We start from the raw sequence: 16,943 nt of genomic DNA, 5'->3' as shown, positions 1-16,943 counted from the left end.
CCTTACTCAGCGGCCTGCGGGTAACCGACGGTCGCCATCGGCTTGAACTCATGCTTGTCTTTGCCGGAGACGCGCTCCGACCAGGGATCGACCTGGGCGAATTTCTGGGAGAAGACGAAACGCTCGTAGTAGGCTTGGCGCTTTTCCGTATCCTCCATGATCTGCCGGCGGATTTCGTCGAGGCCGATGCGTTTGGCCCATTTGTAGATGCGCTCGAGATAGCGCCCCTGTTCGCGATACATCTGGGTCAGCGCCACGATATGCTCGAGCGCCTCGTCTTCGGTCTTCACGAGGCCGAGCACTTCAGTGCCCTTGATATCGAGGCCCGCGGCACCCGCGAAATGGATCTCGAAGCCTGAGTCCACACATATGACGCCGATGTCCTTGCAGGTGGCTTCGGCGCAGTTTCGCGGACAACCCGACACCGCCATCTTCAGCTTCGCCGGCGTCCAGGAACCCCACATGAACTTTTCGATGCGGATGCCGAGGCCGGTCGAATCCTGTGTGCCGAAGCGGCACCAGTCGGAGCCGACGCAGGTCTTTACGGTACGCAGGCCCTTGGCATAGGCCTGGCCGGAGACGAAGCCCGCCTTGCCGAGATCGGCCCAGACGGCCGGCAGGTCTTCCTTCTCGATGCCGAGGAGGTCGATGCGCTGTCCGCCCGTCACCTTCACCATAGGGATTTCGAACTTGTCGACGACATCGGCGATGGCGCGCAGTTCGCTGGAGTTGGTGACGCCGCCCCACATGCGCGGCACGACCGAATAGGTGCCGTCCTTCTGGATGTTGGCGTGGACACGCTCGTTGATGAAGCGCGACTGGTAGTCGTCGGCATATTCGTCCGGCCAGTCGCAGACGAGGTAATAGTTCAGTGCCGGGCGACATTTGGCGCAGCCGCAGGAGGTCTTCCACTCGAGTTCCTGCATGACCGCGGGGATGGTCTTCAGACCTTTGGCCTTGATCAGGCGGCGCACGTCGTCATGGCCGAGCTCGCTGCAGTTGCACATCGGCTGCACGGCCTTGGGGTTATAGGTATCGCCGAGCGTCAGCGCCATCAGCTGTTCGACGAGGCCGGTGCAGGAGCCGCAGGAGGCGGATGCCTTGGTGTGGGCGCGCACGTCGTCCAGCGACGTCAGGCCCTTGCCCGAAATCGTCGAGGTGATCTTGCCCTTGCAGACGCCGTTGCAGCCGCAGATTTCCGCATCATCCGGCAAGGCTGCAACGGCCGCCATAGGGTCCAGCGGAGACCCTCCCTGGTAGGCCTGTCCGAAGATCAGCGTCTCGCGCATCTGTGAGATATCGGTCGCCTTCTTCTTGAGATCGTTGAACCAGGCGCCATCGGCCGTCTCGCCGTAGAGCACGGTGCCGATGATCCGGTTGTCCTTGAGCACGAGGCGCTTGTAGACGCCGGCTGTCGCATCGCGAAGCACGATCTCCTCGCGGTCGTCGCCATCGGCGAAATCGCCGAGCGAGTAGAGCTCGATGCCCGTGACCTTCAGCTTGGTCGGCGTGTCCGAATGGACGAAGGCGGCGGATGCCTCGCCGGAGAGATGCGAGGCGGCAACGCGGGCCATTTCATAGAGCGGCGCTACAAGGCCATAGACCTGTCCGCCTACTTCGGCGCATTCGCCGAGAGCCATGATGCTGCCGTCCGAGGTCTGCATGCCCGCATCGACGACGATGCCGCGGTTGACGGCGATGCCGGCTTCCTTGGCGAGTCCGACATTGGGGCGGATGCCGACGGCCATGACGACAAGCGTCGCCGGGATCATGCGGCCATCATCGAGCTCGATGCCCTCGACCTTGCCATTGCCGACGATCGCCTTGGTATTGGCCTTGGTGATGACCTTGATGCCACGCTCTTCGACCGCCTTCTGCAGCAGATAGCCGGCAGCCGGATCGAGCTGTCGCTCCATCAGCGTCGGCATGACATGCAGCACGGTCACGTCCATGCCACGTTGGGCAAGGCCGGCCGCGGCTTCGAGGCCGAGCAGGCCGCCGCCGATGACAATCGCCTTTTCGCGCGACTGGGCGGCCAGCAGCATGGCCTGGACGTCGTCAAGGTCGCGGTAGGTGATGACGCCGGGCAGGTCCTTGCCGGGAACCGGAATGATGAAGGGCACGGAGCCGGTGGCGATCACGAGCTTGTCGTAGCTTTCGGTGACGCCGTGATCCGATGTCACGGTCTTCGCGTGCCGGTCGATCGCGACGATCTTGTGGCCCTTGTAGAGCGTGATGCCGTTATCGATGTACCAGCCGTCGCCGTGGATGACGATCTGCTCGTAGGTCTTTTCGCCTGACAGAACCGGCGAAAGCATGATGCGGTCGTAGTTGACGCGCGGCTCAGCGTTGAAGATCGTGACCTGGTACTGGCCGGGCGCCTTCTCGAAGAGGTGTTCCAGCATGCGCCCCGGCGCCATGCCATTGCCGATGATGACGAGTTTTTCGGTCATGGTCTTACTCCGCGGCTTCGACGAAGCGGTGGCGTTCGTAGAGGAACTTCAACACGGCCTCGCGGCATTTGAGGTAGGTGCGGTCGGAGGCGAGCTCGATGCGATTGCGCGGCCTTGCGATCGGCACATCGAGGACCTCGCCGATCTTCGCGGCCGGGCCGTTGGTCATCATCACGATGCGATCGGAGAGCAGCACGGCCTCGTCGACATCGTGGGTGATCATCACCATCGTGTTGCCGAGGCGGGCGTGGATCTCCATCACGGCATCCTGCAGGTGGGCGCGGGTGAGGGCGTCGAGCGCGCCAAAAGGTTCGTCGAGCAGCAGGATCTTCGGCTCCATCGACAGCGCACGGGCGATGCCGACGCGCTGCTTCATGCCGCCGGAGATTTCGGCAGGGCGCTTGTCCTTGGCGTGCGCCATCTGGACGAGATCGAGATTAGTCATGACCCAATCGTGGCGTTCGGACTTCGTCTTGGAGCCGCTGAAGACCTTGGATACGGCGAGATTGACGTTTTCATAGACTGTCAGCCACGGCAGCAGGCTGTGGTTCTGGAAAACGACGGCGCGTTCGGGGCCTGGTGCGTTGACCTCCCGGTTTTCCAGCAGGACGGCTCCAGCCGAGACCGGCGTCAGGCCGGCGATCAGGTTCAGCAGGGTGGACTTGCCGCAGCCGGAATGGCCGATGATCGAGACGAATTCGCCCTTGTCGATCGTCAGGCTGATGCCTTTCAGCACCTCGGCGCGCGTTCCTGCCCGGTCGAAGTATTTGTCGATATGGTCGAGTTTCAGATAGGCGGTCATGATGGATCCCCTCAATTGGCCGAAGCGCCGCGGGTGACGAGCTTGCCGATGGCCGCCACCAGCTTGTCGAGGGCGAAACCGACGACGCCGATATAGGCAAGGGCCACGATGATGTCGGGCAGGCGCGACGAGTTCCACGCATCCCAGATGAAGAAGCCGATGCCGACGCCGCCCGTCAGCATCTCGGCGGCAACGATCGCGAGCCAGGAGAGGCCGACGCCGATGCGAAGACCGGTGAAGATGTAAGGGGCTGCCGAGGGCAGCATGATCTTGAAGAAGAATTCGATCTGGTTGAGACGCAGCACCTGGGCGACGTTGCGGTAGTCCTGCGGGATATTCCGGACGCCGACGGCGGTGTTGATGATGACCGGCCAGACCGAGGTGATGAAGATCACGAAGATCGCCGAGGGATTCGAGTCCTGGAAGGCGGCAAGCGACAGCGGCAGCCAGGCGAGCGGCGGCACTGTGCGCAACACCTGGAAGATCGGGTCGAGGCCGCGCATGGCCCAGACCGATTGGCCGATGACCGCGCCGATCACGATGCCCGCGACTGCGGCAAGACCGAAGCCGTAGGCGACGCGCTGCAGCGACACCAGCACGCGCCAGCCGAGGCCGATATCCTGCGAGCCATAGTTGAAGAAGGGATAGGCGATCAGATCATAACTCTCCTGCCAGACCTGATGCGGCGAGGGCAGGGAGGCCGTGGGCGACGAACAGAGCACCTGCCAGACTGCAAGAAGGATCGCGAGGACCACCAGCGGCGGAACGACGTTGCGTGCAGCGGACATGGCAAGGTTGTGGACATCGATCCGGCGCGCCGGCTGTCTTGCAAGGCGGACGACGTTTGCGGCTTTCGGCGCAATCTTCGCCGGTAGGGTTTTATTCTTGGCCAGGGCGGACATGAGGCGCTCCTCGTGTTGAATAAAAAGCCGGCACGCCTGACGCGCGCCGGAGGTGGGGATCAGGATGCGGCCTTGATCGCGAGGCTATCGAGATAGGCGGAAGGATTTTCCGGATCGAAGACCTTGCCGTCGAAGAAGGTCTCCTTGCCGCGGGAGGACGATGCCGGGATATCGGCCGCTGCAACGCCGAGTTCCTTGGCGGCCTCGCGCCAGATATCCTCGCGGTTGACCTTGTCGACCAGCGACTTGATGTCGGTATCGGGCGCGAACTTGCCCCAACGGATGTTCTCGGCGATGAACCAGGTGTCGTGGCTCTTGAAGGGGTAGGAGACACCTCCGGCCCAGAACTTCATGTAGAGGTCGGTGCCCTTTGCCTCTCGGCCGTTGCCGTAGTTGATGTCGCCCTTCAGGCGGCCGAGCACGTCCTTCGGCGGCACGTTGAACCACTGACGCTTGCCGAGAATGGCCGACATCTCCTCCTTGTTGTCCATGCTCTCGCACCATTGCTGGGCTTCCATCACGGCCATCAGGAGCGCCTTGGCGGCGTTCGGGTTCTTCTCGATCCAGTCGGCCCGCATGCCGAGCGCCTTTTCGGGATGGCCCTTCCAGAGCTCGCCTGTTGTCGCCGCAGTGAAGCCGATGCCTTGGTTGACGAGCTGCTCGTTCCAGGGTTCGCCGACACAGAAGACGTCCATGTTGCCGACCTTCATGTTCGCGACCATCTGCGGCGGTGGCACGACGATGGTCGAAACGTCCTTGTCAGGGTCGATGCCGCCGGCGGCGAGCCAGTAGCGGATCCAGAGATCATGGGTGCCGCCCGGGAAGGTCATGGCGGCCTTCACCTCCTTGCCGTCCGCCTTCTTCTTCTCGAAGGCGGCCTTAAGCTTGGAGGAATCGAGCTCGACGCCGGTGTCGGCGTATTCCTTGGCGACCGAGATGCCCTGGCTGTCGTAGTTCAGGCGGGCGAGGATTGCCATCGGCACCGGCTGGTTGTTCTGGGTGACCTTGCCCGTCTCCATCAGATAGGGCAGGGGCGAGAGGATATGGGCGCCGTCAATGCCGTTCGATGCGCCGCCGAGGACCAGGTTGTCGCGCGTTGCACCCCAGGAGGCCTGCTTCAGCACTTCGACCTCCGGCAGGCCATGCTTTTCGAAGAGGCCCTTCTCCTTCGCGACGACAAGCGGCGCGGCATCCGTCAGGGCGATGAAACCGAGCTTGGCACCGGTGACTTCGGGACCGGCCGAGGCAGCGAAGGCGCCGGAGGGGAATGCGGTGCGGATGGCACCGATCAGAGCGGCTGTGGCGGTCGTCTTCAGCATGCCGCGACGGGTGATGCCGCTCGTCGAAATCTTGTTCATGCGCAGGTTCCCTCTGCTGGTGCTCGAAATTCTGGACATAAAAAAACGCCGCTCGGGATTTGCGTCTGCGGGATAAGGAGGAATCCCGGACAGCAAAAACCTTGCGACGTCGATGTCTCTTGCGAACGCTTATCGCGCGTTCGGCTTCGCCCCGGTCGCCGTTGACCGCAGCGCAAATAGCCACGCAAGCGGCGTGCCAGATTGCATTCGTTTATTTAGGTAATTGAAATTTATCGGAAAAACAGATGAAATGTGAGGGTGCACATATTCAGGGCAATTGGCCTGTGTGGTGATATTTTGTGCTTTTGCTTGCGGCGCAGCAAATTGCGATGCGTGAAATCTGAGCAGCGGCCTGCCTGCAACGAGGCTAGAAATCGTCGCCTGGGGAGGATGTCCGCTCGCGGGTTCTGACCTCGAAACCCTCGACATAGCCCTGCATCTGCGACGGAACGAAGACGTGGCCGTCCATGAAATGGTCGCCATCGGCCGCACCTTCGATGCGGACGTCATCATCCGAGGGCGCGGCATCGGCGCCAAGCGCAGCGCGGTAGAGGTCGGGACGAAACGCAGATGCGGCGGCCTGCATGGACGCCGGGGAGAAAGTGCTCTGCCCCCAGCGGATCATCTGGCTGTAGATCCAGAGCGCCTGGCTCGGCCGCGGATAGTTCGCAAAGCCGGAATGGAAGGTGAAGTAGTTGTCGATGATGCGACGGTTACCCTTGGCGTCGAGGCTGAACTCTCCCGCCAGGACGCGACGAATGATCTCGACTGGCGCGGAAATATACCTTGCCTCGGCAAGCACCTCAGCGAGAGCATCATGGTTGTCCGGGCGATCGCACCAGCGGGCGGCGGCATCGAGCGCGACGATCAGGCGCGAGACGGTCTCCGCATTGGCTTCCGCCCATTCGGGCCGCATGCCGATCACCTTCTCCGGTGCGGAGGGCCAGATATCCTGCTTGGTAGCGACGATGCGGCCGACGCCGCGCTCGGAGGCGACCATGTTCCACGGCGCGCCGACGCAGAAACCGTCTATCGCACCTGCCGCGAGCGCGTCCGAGGTCAAGGGCGGAGGGACGACCACGAGCTTGACGTCCCCGTCCGGATCGATGCCGCCGGCAGCGAGCCAGTAGCGGAATTCGTAGTTGTGGGACGAGAAGGGGTAGGTCATGCCGAGCGTAAGCAAAGGCTCGCCGTGCTGGCGCATGCTGCGCGCGACTTTGGCAAGGGCGCGGGCACTTTCCATTGCGCTCGCCGTTTCGGCCAGTTTGCCTTCCTCCTGCATCCGGGCATAAAGCCGTGTCGAGAGCGTGATGGCATTGCCGCCACGCCCGAGCGAGAAGGGTGTGATGGTCGGCGAGGGGTTGGAGCCGAGGCCGAGCATCGAGGCGACCGGCATCGGCGAGAGCATGTGAGCGATGTCGAACTGGCGGAAGGCGAGCCGGTCGCGGACATTGGCCCAGGAGACGTCCTTGACGAGATCGAGCGTCAATCCTTCCTTACGGGCAAAGCCGAATTCTGCAGCGGCGATCAGCACCGAGGCATCGACAAGGGGAATGAAGCCGGCGCGCAGTACCTTCGATCCCTCTCCCGCAAGACGGGACGAGGAGGCGAGGTTGCTTCCTGAGGTGCTGCTGCTCATCGTCATATCCACTCCGGTTTCCTCCGGATCGTCGTTGCCGCATGTTCCCGCATCACATCAGCAGCCCTGCTGCTGTTACGACGCTCTGCGCGATGTCGGACATCTTCTTCTTCTCGTTCATCGCGGTCTGGCGAAGCAGCGCGAAGGCTTCCTCTTCGGAAAGGCCGCGCAACTTCATCAAGATGCCTTTGGCGCGCTCGATCACCTTTCTCTCCTCCAGCGCCGACTTGGCGTCGGCGAGTTCGCGCTGAAGGCGGCTGAAAGCGTTGAAGCGGCTGACGGCCATGTCGAGGATCGGCTTCACCCGCTCCTTCTTCAGTCCGTCGACGATATAGGCCGAGACGCCCGCTTCTACAGCGGCCTCGATCGAGGCCGTATCGGAGCGGTCGACGAACATGGCGATCGGCCGCCCGACCGTCCGCGTCAGCTGGAACAGATGCTCCATCATGTCGCGGTTCGGGTTTTCGATATCGATGACGATGACGTCGGGGCGCAGTGTGTCGATGATGCGCGCGACGCCATGGACCTCGTGGATAACAGTGACGTTGCCGTGGCCGGCCTCGCGCAGACCCTCCTCGATGATCGAGGCACGGATCGCGTTCTCATCGATGACAAGAATGGTCAGGTCACGGTGCGGCATAGACGCATTCTTGCAGCAGCATGGCAGGGTTTGCAATGCAGCAATTCGCGAGGTGTCGGCCCGCAAGACCTAGCTGGGCGTTTTCTTCCGGACTGTCGGAATATAAGGTGAGTCGACCGCGGTTCGTGAATCGGCGGATTGACGACCGGCATGAAGCCGAGGAGGGAGCCATGTCCGCAGCGATTGACACCCCAGCAGGGCCTATGCCGGACGAAGGCGGAATCCTGGAATTCCTCGCAGTCTGTGAATCCTTTTATCCGCCCGATGCTGTGAGCGCATCGATCGAGCAGCAGCGGCAATGGTATGACGCGCTCTGCGCCCGGTTCGACCGCCCGCCGCCGGAAGGAATGGCGGTGGTCGACGAAACCATCGGCACGATCCCGACACGTCGCTATCAGCCGAAGGAACTGCGCACCGGAACGCGGCTCCTCTACCTGCATGGTGGGGGCTATGTAGTCGGTTCGTTGCAAAGCCATCACGCGATCTGCGCAGAGATTGCAGACCATGCCGGCGCCCAGTTGATATCAGTCGATTATCGCCTGGCGCCCGAGCATGTCTGGCCGGCCCAGAGCGATGATTGCTTCACCGTGCTGAAGCTGCTCCTGGGAGATGGGAAGAAGGTCGTGCTCATCGGCGACAGCGCAGGGGGTAATCTCGCCGCTGGACTGGCATTGCGGGTACGCGACGAAGGCCTGCACGGCATTGCGGGGCAGGCGCTCGTTTACCCCGTCCTCGGCGGCGATCTCGTCTCCGGATCCTACGTGGAGATGGCCGATGCCCCGGGGCTGACGACCGCCGACGTCTGCTATTACAAGGCGATCCTTCGGGCACCCTCAGACGAGCCGGTCGCCCATCCGCTTCTTTCCAAGTCCTTCTCCGACCTGCCGCCGACTTACGTCAGTGTCGCGCATTTCGACCCGCTGCGCGATGATGGCAGGGCCTATGCCGCGCGCCTTGCCGAGGCCGGTGTCCAGGTCTCGTTCCGCGAGGAGCCCCAGATGGTGCATGCATGGCTGCGTGCCCGCCACATGAGCGACGGCGCCCGGGAAGGCTTTGGGGCGCTCTGCGCTGCAGTGAGCCGGATGGCAGGCAGCGAAGCGCGATGACCGGGATTACCGACCTTTCGGTGCTGCTCGCCAGCATGGAGCCGAGCCTCGTTGAGGGCGAATTCGTCTATTGCACGGTGCCGGCGGGCAGCCTGGATCAATATCTGCAACTCCAGCCAATCGGTATCTTCCATGAGGTCGAGGGGGTGACGCTCATCCTACCGATAGAGGCAGCCGGCAATGCGGGCCTCGGCGCCGGGATTGCGATGCGCTGCATCACGCTGAACGTGCATTCTTCACTGGAGGCCGTCGGGCTGACGGCTGCGGTATCTGCCGCGCTGACGAAGGAGGGCATCAGCGCCAACGTCGTTGCGGGTTACTATCACGATCACATCTTTGTCCCCACGGCGGATGCCGAAAGGGCCGTGGCAGCGTTGAGGTCGCTTTCGGCCTCTCACTGAGAGGAGGTCGTACTCCCGCAGCCTGCGCTCATTTGCCCTTCCAGACCGGGTCGCGCTTCTCGGCGAAGGCACGAGCGCCCTCGAGCTGGTCCTCGCTCGAATAGAGCACGTCCACGGTCGCGAATTGCCGCTTGGTGATCTTGTTCAGCGCCGTCTGGAAGTTCATGGCCTCCGCCTCGCGCACGATCTCCTTGATGGCGGCGTAGACGAGCGGTGGACCGTTCTCCAGAAGATGCGCGAGCTCCCAGGCGCGGGGCATCAGCCGTTCTGCCGGGTGCAGTTCGTTGACGAAGCCCCAGCGGCTTGCCTCTTCGGCATCGAGCCAGCGGCCGGTCAGGAGCATGTCCATGGCGATGTGATAGGGGATGCGTTTCGGCAGCTTGATCGAGGCGGCGTCGGCAACCGTGCCCGAGCGGATTTCCGGCAGGGCGAAGGTCGCGTGGTTGGCGGCGAGGATGAGATCGGCGGAGAGTGCGATCTCGAGCCCGCCTCCGCAGCAGATGCCGTTGACGGCGGCAATCACCGGCTTGTTGAGGTCACGCAGTTCCTGCAGGCCCCCAAAGCCGCCGATGCCATAGTCGCCGTCGACAGCATCGCCCGCTGCGGCGGCTTTCAGGTCCCACCCTGCCGAGAAGAATTTTTCGCCTGCGCCTGTGATGATCGCCACGCGCAAATCGGGGTCGTCACGGAAATCGCGGAAGATATCGCCCATGAGGCGGCTTGTCTCGAGATCTATGGCATTTGCCTTGGGGCGGTCGATGGTGACCTCGAAAATGCCGCCGACGCGTCTGGTACAGATGGGGCCGCTCAACTCCTGCTATCTCCTTCGCTTGACAAGCGCATCCGCCGCGACGACGCCCTTGCCTTCGGGCAGGACCATCAACGGATTGACGTCGAGTTCCTCCAGCCTCGAGGCATTTGCGACGACATAATTCGCGACCGCTGCAATGGCTTCGACCAACGCCTTCAGATCCCCCTTCGGCGCACCACGATACCCCTCGATCAGCTTCCTTGCCTTGAGGCTGGAAACAGCTCTTAAAATATCATTCTTCGTGGTGGGAAGCATTAGAATTGCAGAGTCGTCGAGGAGCTCAACCAAGACGCCGCCGGCGCCGATCGTCAGCACCAGCCCGGCCACCGGATCGCGTACCGCGCCGACGATGAACTCCGCCACCGGCCTCTCGACCATGCGCTCCACAAGATAGCCATCGGCGACACCGCGCATGGCAACCGCGGCCTCCATGACGTCCTCCCCGGATCGGAGATTGAGCCTGACGGCGCCCGCCTCGGTCTTGTGGGCAACGCCCGTACCCTTGAGCGCGACGGGGAAGCCGATGTCGGCGGCAACACGCATGGCTTCTTCAGGCGTCGGTGCGCTGCGGCCCAGCGGAACCGGGATGTCAAAGGCAGCCAGTTCGCCCTTGGAGCTCGCCTCGCTGAGGATCGTGCTTTCGCCCGCTTCCAGCGCGGCATCGAGAAGCGGGGCAGGTGGTGCGCGTTCCCAGGCCGCGCCGATCGTGGCTGCCACCTCGGCTGCGGCGAGCGCTTCGCTGATGCCGCAGAAGGGAACGACGCCTGCCGCGAGCAGGCGCAAGGCGACCTGTTCAGGCATGTTCTCGCCGAGCGTTGCGACGATGCCCGCCGCGGCGCCGGTCGCCTTTGCGGCTGCCGTCACCGCGTCCATTGTTGTAACCCAGTCCGCTCCGTTGCAGCGGTCGGCACGGGGGAAATCGAGAATGAGCAGATTGAGGGCGTAGCCACCTGCGAACATGGCCGAAAAAGCCTCCGTCTGGCGAACGAGGTCGCCCCAGACGAAGGTGTGGTAGTCGAGCGGGTTCGAAAGCGTGACCATCGCGCCGAGCGTTTCGCGCAGCGGCGGCAGCTGTTCCGGCAGCAGTGTGCGGAAGTTTACCCGGCGTCCGACGGCGGCATCCGAGATCAGTGATGCCTCGCCGCCGGAGCAGCTCATCGAGGAGATGTCGAAGCTTTTCAGCGGCCCGTGCGTGTGGAGCAGCTTCAGCGTCTCGATCATTTCCGGCAGCGTCTCGACGCGGCCGATACCGAGGCGGTCGAGGATCGCTATGGAAACCGCGTTGCTGCCCGCGAGCGAGGCGGTGTGCGAAACCGTTGCCTTTTGGGCGGCCTCCGACTTGCCGACCTTGAGCGCCACTACCGGCTTGCGGAGTTCCCGGGCGCGGGCTGCGAGGCGCTGGAGTGCCGCAAGGCTGTCGAAGCCCTCGATGTGGAGGCCGACCGCGGTGACGCGAGGATCCTCCAGCACGGCGCAGGCAAGATCGGAAAGCCCCGTCTGCGCCTGGTTGCCCGCCGTCATGAGATAGGCGAGCGGCAGGCCGCGGGTCTGCATGGAGAGGTTGATCGCGATGTTCGACGACTGGGTGAGGATGGCGACGCCACCCTCGGCGCGCTGCATGCCGTGCTGGTCCGGCCAGAGGAGCGCGCCGTCCAGCGCGTTGATGAGGCCGTAGCAGTTCGGCCCGATGATTGGCATGTCGCCGGCCGCCGAGACCAGGGCCTCCTGCAGGTCGCTTCCGTCGGCAAGTTCCGCGACGGCCTCGCGAAAGCCGGAGGCATAGCAGACTGCGCCGCCGGCGCCGCGTGCGGCAAGTTCTTGGACGATGTCGATCGTGAGCGTGCGGTTGACGCCGACAAAGGCGGCATCCGGCGCGGCCGGCAAATCGGCGACCGAGCGATAGCACCGCCTTCCAAGCACTTCTTCAAGTTTCGGATGAACCGGCCATATCTCGCCTGCAAATCCCATCCGGTCACATTGCTCGATGACGCGCCGCGCCTCCTTGCCGCCGAAGACGGCGATCGATTTCGGTCTTATCAGGCGATCGAGCGAGTGCGTCGGCATAAGTTTACGCTCCGAACGGCCGCAGCAGGTCGCGGCTGATGATGTGGCGCTGGATCTCCGAGGTTCCGTCCCAGATGCGCTCGACGCGGGCGTCGCGCCAGAGGCGTGCGAGCGGCAGGTCGTCCATCAGGCCCATGCCGCCGAAGATCTGGATCGCCTCGTCGGTGACGCGGGCCAGCATCTCGGAGGCATAGAGCTTGGCGGAAGCGATCTCGCGATTTGCGGGCAGGCCCTGGTCGAGGCGCCAGGCGGCGGCCAGCGTCAGCCAGTCGGCAGCGTCGATCTCGGTCACCATGTCGGCGAGCTTGAAGGAGACGCCCTGGTTGGTGCCGATCGGTTTGCCGAACTGCTTGCGCTCGGCAGCATAGGGCAGGGCAAGGTCGAAGGCGCGGCGCGCCCGGCCGACACAGGTGGCGGCGACCGTCAGCCTCGTGCCGTACAGCCACTGATTTGCGATGTCGAAGCCGCCGTGGACCTCACCCAACACCTGAGCCGCGGGCAGGCGGCAATCGGAGAAGTTCAGGATGCAGTTGTGATAGCCGCGGTGCGAGACTGACTCGTAGCCCCTGTTGATCTCGAAGCCGGGTGTGCCGCGATCGACAAGAAAGGCGGTGATCTTCTTCTTGAGGCCCTTCGGCGTTTCCTCTTCGCCGGTTGCGGCGAAAACGATAACGAAGTCAGCCACATCTGCGTGAGAGATAAAGTGCTTGGTGCCGTTGAGGATCCAGTCGGGGCCGTCCGGCCGAGCGGCGCATTTCATGCCGCGCATGTCGGAACCGGCGTCCGGTTCCGTGATTGCCAGCGCATCGATCTTCTCGCCACGCACGGCCGGCAGGAGATATCGCTCGCGCTGCTCGCCCTCGCAGGCCATCAGGATTCCGGAGGGCCGGCCGAAGAAGACAGTGAGCCCCATCGACCCGCGGCCAAGCTCACGCTCGACAAGCGTGAAGGTCAGGTGATCGAGGCCGGCGCCGCCGACCTCTTCGGGGAAGCCGCAGGCGTAGAAGCCGAGATCGACGCACTTGCGCGCGATCTCCTGGCCGAGTTCACGCGGCACGATGCCGGTCTTCTCGACTTCGGCCTCATGCGGGTAGATCTCCGTCTCGACGAAGTCCCGCACCGTCTTGACGATCATTTCCTGCTCTTCGGTCAGACCGAAATTCATTGCCCCCTCCTATCGTTTCTGCCCCACATGTCTGCCGATCCCCTCGGGCTGGGCCAGTCTTGCGTGGGCCTCGGCAATCTTTCTCCCCTTACCCAGTACCTCCTCCGGTGCGGGCACGGCCTTGCCGGCCTTCGTGTCTACGTGCAGCAGCATATGCTCGGCCGTCGCGATCGTCTCACCGCTCGCCGTGTCGTGGATCGTGTGGAAGACATGCAGCCGCTTCTCGTCCAGCGACAGGACCTGGCAGGTCGAATGGATCGCCTGGCCGAGCTTTGCCTCACCGAGATTTCGAATATGCGTTTCGACTGTGTAGTAGCTGTTGCCCGCCTCCACATAGGCGAGGTCGACGCCGATGAGGCGCAGCAGCGCGTCGGACGTATCGCCAAAGACCTGCAGGTAGCGGTGTTCGGTCATATGGCCATTGTAGTCGACCCAGGCCGGGCTGACCTTCGTCTCGATGAGGCGCAGCGGTGCGGAAGTGTCGACAGGCGCCGCGTCCTTGCCTGCTTCGCGCCAGAGGCCCGCCTCGAAATCCTTGAGCAGCTTGCCCGCCCCCCAGCCCTTGCCGCCGTCGCCGCCCTTCAGCGCCTGCAGAATGCCGGCGAGGTTTTCGTCGCGGATGCGCTCCAGCTCGCGAATGGAGAGGCCGGCGGCCTGCTCGTCCGACTGCTGGCCGATCTTTTCCACGAGCGCATCGTCGAGATCGACGACATCAGTGAGCTTAGTCCACGGCCAGGCGAGGCAGGGACCGAACTGGGCAAGGAAGTGGCGCATGCCCGCTTCACCGCCGGCGATCCGGTAGGTCTGGAACAGGCCCATTTGTGCCCAGCGCAGCCCGAAGGAGTAGCGGATAACGTCGTCCAGCGTCTCGACGGTGCAGATGTCGTCATGGATCAGCCAGAGCGCCTCGCGCCAGAGCGCCTCGAGAAGACGGTCGCCGACGAAGGCCTCGATCTCCTTGGCGATATGGACCCCCTTCATGCCGATCGGCGGCAACCGGTCCATTGCCGCAGCGACGGTCTCGGGCGAGGTTTTTGCGCCGCCGACGATCTCCACCAGCGGCAGGAGGTATACCGGATTATAGGGATGGGCGACGAAGAGGCGCTCGGGGTGCTTCATGTCGCGCTGGAGATCCGTCGGCAGCAGGCCCGACGTCGAAGAGCCGATCAGCGCGTCAGGCCGTGCGAAGGCGTCGATCTCGGTCAAGACATTACGTTTCAGGTCAAGGCGTTCAGGTACGCTTTCCTGAATCCAGTCAGAATCTTGAACGGCTTCCTGAATGCTTTTGCAGAAGATGAGCTTGCCGCGCGGCGGCAGCGGCGCGCCCGTCAGAAGGGCGTAGGCGCGTTCCGCATTGGCCAGAACTTCGCCGATGATGCGCTGAGATTCCGGATGCGGGTCATAGACGTTCACGTCGATGCCGGCAAGCAGGAAACGAGCGACCCAGCCGCCGCCGATGACGCCGCCGCCGATGCAGGCTGCCTTGCTGATCTTGGTCATGATGTTGTCCGCCTCGAATTCTTTCCTGTCGTTTTTTGCTCGTCCCAAGGCTCCCGCCGGAAGGAGCGGCCGCGCCGATCGGCTTACCGCTTCGTCAGCTTGAGCTTCTCGCGGACTTCCCGGGGCCCGATGATACGGGCGCCCATACCCTCGATGACGGTCACGGCCTTCTCGACGAGCTGGGCGTTGGTCGCGAGCTGGCCCTTGCCGGCATAGAGATTGTCTTCCAGCCCGACGCGGACATTGCCGCCGGCGAGCACTGCTGCCGCTGGATAGGCAAGCGCGTTGCGACCGATCGAGAATGCCGAGAAGGTCCAGCTTGCCGGCACGTTGTTGACCATCGCCATGAAGGTGTTGAGGTCATCAGGTGCACCCCACGGTATGCCCATGCAGAGCTGGATCAGCACGGGGTCCTCGATCAAACCCTCCTCGACCAGTTGCTTGGCAAACCAGAGATGGCCGGTATCAAAGGCCTCGATCTCGGGCCGCACACCGAGATCGGTCATCTTCTTCGCCATCGCGCGCAGCATGGCCGGCGTGTTCGTCATGACGTAGTCGCCGAGATTGAAGTTCATCGTGCCGCAGTCGAGCGTGCAGATTTCCGGCAGGCATTCCGCGACGTGGCTGACGCGCTCGGTGGCGCCCGCCATGTCCGTGCCTTTCGGGTTCAGCGGCAGCGGCTTTTCCACATCGCCGAAGATCAGGTCGCCGCCCATGCCGGCGGTGAGGTTGAGGACGACGTCGATATCGGCGGAGCGGATGCGGTCGGTCACTTCCTTGTAAAGGTCGTTGCGGCGGCTGGCTGCACCCGTCTCGGGATCGCGGACATGGCAGTGAACGACCGCCGCACCGGCCCTCGCCGCATCGATGGCGGATTCGGCGATCTGCTTCGGCGTGACCGGCACATGGCTGGATCTCGAAACCGTATCGCCGGCACCGGTTACGGCGCAGGTGATGAAGACGTCGCGGTTCATCGCAAGAGGCATCGTGTTCTCCCTCATTTTTGCGACATTACGCGGCATAGATGGCGATCATGCTTTGCCTTTTCAGAGGTATATTATACATTCCCGGAAACGAGAATTGACCCATGCTGGCGCCTTCGAATGATCCGCTCGATATCGACCTTCTGGTATTGCCAGACACGACGCTCATTCTCATCGCTTCCGTGATCGAGCCATTGCGCGGCGCCAACCGCATCGCCGGCCGCGAAATCTATCGCTGGCGTATCTTCACGCCGGATGGCAGCCCGGCACGAACGACGAGTGGCATTCCCGTTCCCGCCCATGGTGCATTCCGTCCGGGCAGGGAGGAGGTGCCGCTCTTCGTGCTGGCAAGCTACAATTGGCGCGAGAGCGCCACGTCGGCGTTGAAGATGCAGCTCTCCCATACGGCCCGGCACCGCTCGACGATCGCCGGCATCGAATCAGGAACCTGGCTTCTTGCCGAGGCCTCGTTGCTCGACGAGTTTTCGGCCACTGCCCACTGGGAAGATTTCGAGGACTTCGCCACGGCCTATCCGCAGGTGAATGCCGTGCAGGAGCGCTTCGTCATCGACGGCAAGCGCATCACGACCGGTGGCGCGCTGCCGACGCTCGACCTGATGCTGGAGATCATCCGCCGCCGGCAGGGCTACTCGTTGGCGCTGGAGGTGAGCCGCCTCTTCATCTACGAGCAGGCGGGCTATCGCGGCGAAGGGCAGGTGACGCCGTCGACGGTGAGCCTGCGCATGAACGATCCGCGTCTTGCCCAGGCCGTGCGGCTGATGGAAGACAACGTGGAGCAGCCGATGCTGCTCGCGCGGCTCGCAAAACGCATCGGAGTCAGCGCGCGTCATCTCCAGGCGCTGTTCCAGGAGGGCATGGGTGTGGCGCCCCACGTCCACTACATGGCGCTGCGTCTCAACGCGGCGCGGCGCAGGGTGATCGAAACCAAGGCGAGTTTTGCGGAAATTGCTGCCGCGACGGGATTCAACTCCGCCTCTGCCTTTGCGCGCAGCTACCGCGCGCACTTCAAGGAAAGCGCATCGGAGACCCGCAGGCGGCTTCGCCGCCGCCCGCAGATCTGAGCATCGGGCTCTCCGTCCCTGTTGGTCGGGGAGGCCG

The 16,943-nt window shown here is 63.5% G+C and carries 14 protein-coding genes; 3 read left to right on the top strand and 11 right to left on the bottom strand.

What is annotated here, in order from left to right:
* Positions 1-2 precede the first annotated feature (2 nt).
* The 6 genes from nirB to EV286_RS27985 form a co-directional block, all read right to left on the bottom strand.
* Positions 3-2,453 (bottom strand): nitrite reductase large subunit NirB, encoded by a 2,451-nt coding sequence (nirB, locus tag EV286_RS28010; protein ID WP_132960531.1) that lies wholly within the window; start codon positions 2,451-2,453, stop codon positions 3-5.
* Between the two features lie 4 nt (positions 2,454-2,457).
* Complete coding sequence (locus EV286_RS28005; protein WP_132960530.1) at positions 2,458-3,255, bottom strand: ABC transporter ATP-binding protein; 798 nt, start codon at positions 3,253-3,255, stop codon at positions 2,458-2,460.
* Between the two features lie 11 nt (positions 3,256-3,266).
* Positions 3,267-4,157 (bottom strand): nitrate ABC transporter permease, encoded by an 891-nt coding sequence (gene ntrB, locus EV286_RS28000; protein WP_132960529.1) that lies wholly within the window; start codon positions 4,155-4,157, stop codon positions 3,267-3,269.
* 59 nt (positions 4,158-4,216) lie between these two features.
* The gene (locus tag EV286_RS27995) at positions 4,217-5,515 is read right to left on the bottom strand and encodes a CmpA/NrtA family ABC transporter substrate-binding protein (RefSeq protein ID WP_132960528.1); all 1,299 of its coding nucleotides are present in this window, start codon (positions 5,513-5,515) and stop codon (positions 4,217-4,219) included.
* 367 nt (positions 5,516-5,882) lie between these two features.
* A complete protein-coding gene (locus EV286_RS27990) occupies positions 5,883-7,166 on the bottom strand; it encodes a CmpA/NrtA family ABC transporter substrate-binding protein (RefSeq protein WP_207909938.1) in 1,284 nt (427 codons plus the stop codon).
* A 40-nt stretch (positions 7,167-7,206) separates the two neighbouring features.
* On the bottom strand, positions 7,207-7,794 hold the full coding sequence (locus EV286_RS27985; RefSeq protein WP_132960526.1) for an ANTAR domain-containing response regulator: 588 nt from the start codon (positions 7,792-7,794) through the stop codon (positions 7,207-7,209).
* Between the two features lie 170 nt (positions 7,795-7,964).
* Between EV286_RS27985 and EV286_RS27980 the strand changes: the two genes are divergently transcribed.
* Both EV286_RS27980 and EV286_RS27975 read left to right on the top strand, forming a co-directional pair.
* The gene (locus EV286_RS27980; RefSeq protein WP_245500857.1) at positions 7,965-8,900 is read left to right on the top strand and encodes an alpha/beta hydrolase; all 936 of its coding nucleotides are present in this window, start codon (positions 7,965-7,967) and stop codon (positions 8,898-8,900) included.
* Positions 8,897-9,301 carry an ACT domain-containing protein gene (locus EV286_RS27975; RefSeq protein ID WP_132960525.1) on the top strand — a complete coding sequence of 135 codons (405 nt, stop codon included), beginning with the start codon at positions 8,897-8,899 and terminating at the stop codon, positions 9,299-9,301. Before EV286_RS27980 ends, EV286_RS27975 begins: the two co-directional genes overlap by 4 nt.
* 28 nt (positions 9,302-9,329) lie before the next feature.
* Here EV286_RS27975 and EV286_RS27970 read toward each other — a convergent pair whose 3' ends face one another.
* The 5 genes from EV286_RS27970 to EV286_RS27950 all read right to left on the bottom strand — a co-directional run bounded on the left by EV286_RS27970 (position 9,330) and on the right by EV286_RS27950 (position 15,827).
* The gene (locus tag EV286_RS27970) at positions 9,330-10,112 is read right to left on the bottom strand and encodes a carnitinyl-CoA dehydratase (protein ID WP_132960524.1); all 783 of its coding nucleotides are present in this window, start codon (positions 10,110-10,112) and stop codon (positions 9,330-9,332) included.
* A 6-nt stretch (positions 10,113-10,118) separates the two neighbouring features.
* Positions 10,119-12,176, bottom strand: a complete 2,058-nt coding sequence (locus EV286_RS27965; protein WP_132960523.1) for an acetate--CoA ligase family protein — start codon at positions 12,174-12,176, stop codon at positions 10,119-10,121.
* Positions 12,177-12,180: 4 nt separating this feature from the next.
* Positions 12,181-13,341, bottom strand: coding sequence for an acyl-CoA dehydrogenase family protein (locus EV286_RS27960; protein ID WP_132960522.1), 1,161 nt, complete (start codon positions 13,339-13,341; stop codon positions 12,181-12,183).
* Between the two features lie 9 nt (positions 13,342-13,350).
* Positions 13,351-14,841, bottom strand: coding sequence for a carnitine 3-dehydrogenase (locus EV286_RS27955; RefSeq protein WP_132960521.1), 1,491 nt, complete (start codon positions 14,839-14,841; stop codon positions 13,351-13,353).
* Positions 14,842-14,924: 83 nt separating this feature from the next.
* Positions 14,925-15,827 carry a 3-keto-5-aminohexanoate cleavage protein gene (locus tag EV286_RS27950; protein ID WP_132960520.1) on the bottom strand — a complete coding sequence of 301 codons (903 nt, stop codon included), beginning with the start codon at positions 15,825-15,827 and terminating at the stop codon, positions 14,925-14,927.
* A gap of 101 nt (positions 15,828-15,928) precedes the next feature.
* Here EV286_RS27950 and EV286_RS27945 point away from each other — a divergent pair, with 101 nt between their 5' ends.
* Positions 15,929-16,906: a GlxA family transcriptional regulator gene (locus EV286_RS27945; protein ID WP_132960519.1), complete on the top strand. Its 978-nt coding sequence runs from the start codon at positions 15,929-15,931 to the stop codon at positions 16,904-16,906.
* Positions 16,907-16,943: the final 37 nt, after the last annotated feature.

The sequence above is a fragment of the Rhizobium sp. BK251 genome (genome assembly GCF_004345245.1).
Lineage (GTDB): Bacteria > Pseudomonadota > Alphaproteobacteria > Rhizobiales > Rhizobiaceae > Rhizobium.
Note: the sequence above shows the minus strand (reverse complement) of the source record. Positions and strands in the feature narration are given on the sequence as shown.

Excerpts from the sequence above, each read along its gene's own strand:
- EV286_RS27975 (WP_132960525.1), top strand. The coding sequence starts at position 8,897 with ATGACCGGGATTACCGACCTTTCGGTGCTGCTCGCCAGCATGGAGCCG.
- EV286_RS27965 (WP_132960523.1), bottom strand. The coding sequence starts at position 12,176 with ATGCCGACGCACTCGCTCGATCGCCTGATAAGACCGAAATCGATCGCC.
- EV286_RS27980 (WP_245500857.1), top strand. The coding sequence starts at position 7,965 with ATGTCCGCAGCGATTGACACCCCAGCAGGGCCTATGCCGGACGAAGGC.
- ntrB (WP_132960529.1), bottom strand. The coding sequence starts at position 4,157 with ATGTCCGCCCTGGCCAAGAATAAAACCCTACCGGCGAAGATTGCGCCG.
- EV286_RS27995 (WP_132960528.1), bottom strand. The coding sequence starts at position 5,515 with ATGAACAAGATTTCGACGAGCGGCATCACCCGTCGCGGCATGCTGAAG.
- EV286_RS28005 (WP_132960530.1), bottom strand. The coding sequence starts at position 3,255 with ATGACCGCCTATCTGAAACTCGACCATATCGACAAATACTTCGACCGG.
- EV286_RS27950 (WP_132960520.1), bottom strand. The coding sequence starts at position 15,827 with ATGCCTCTTGCGATGAACCGCGACGTCTTCATCACCTGCGCCGTAACC.
- EV286_RS27945 (WP_132960519.1), top strand. The coding sequence starts at position 15,929 with ATGCTGGCGCCTTCGAATGATCCGCTCGATATCGACCTTCTGGTATTG.
- EV286_RS27955 (WP_132960521.1), bottom strand. The coding sequence starts at position 14,841 with ATGACCAAGATCAGCAAGGCAGCCTGCATCGGCGGCGGCGTCATCGGC.
- EV286_RS27960 (WP_132960522.1), bottom strand. The coding sequence starts at position 13,341 with ATGAATTTCGGTCTGACCGAAGAGCAGGAAATGATCGTCAAGACGGTG.
- EV286_RS27985 (WP_132960526.1), bottom strand. The coding sequence starts at position 7,794 with ATGCCGCACCGTGACCTGACCATTCTTGTCATCGATGAGAACGCGATC.
- nirB (WP_132960531.1), bottom strand. The coding sequence starts at position 2,453 with ATGACCGAAAAACTCGTCATCATCGGCAATGGCATGGCGCCGGGGCGC.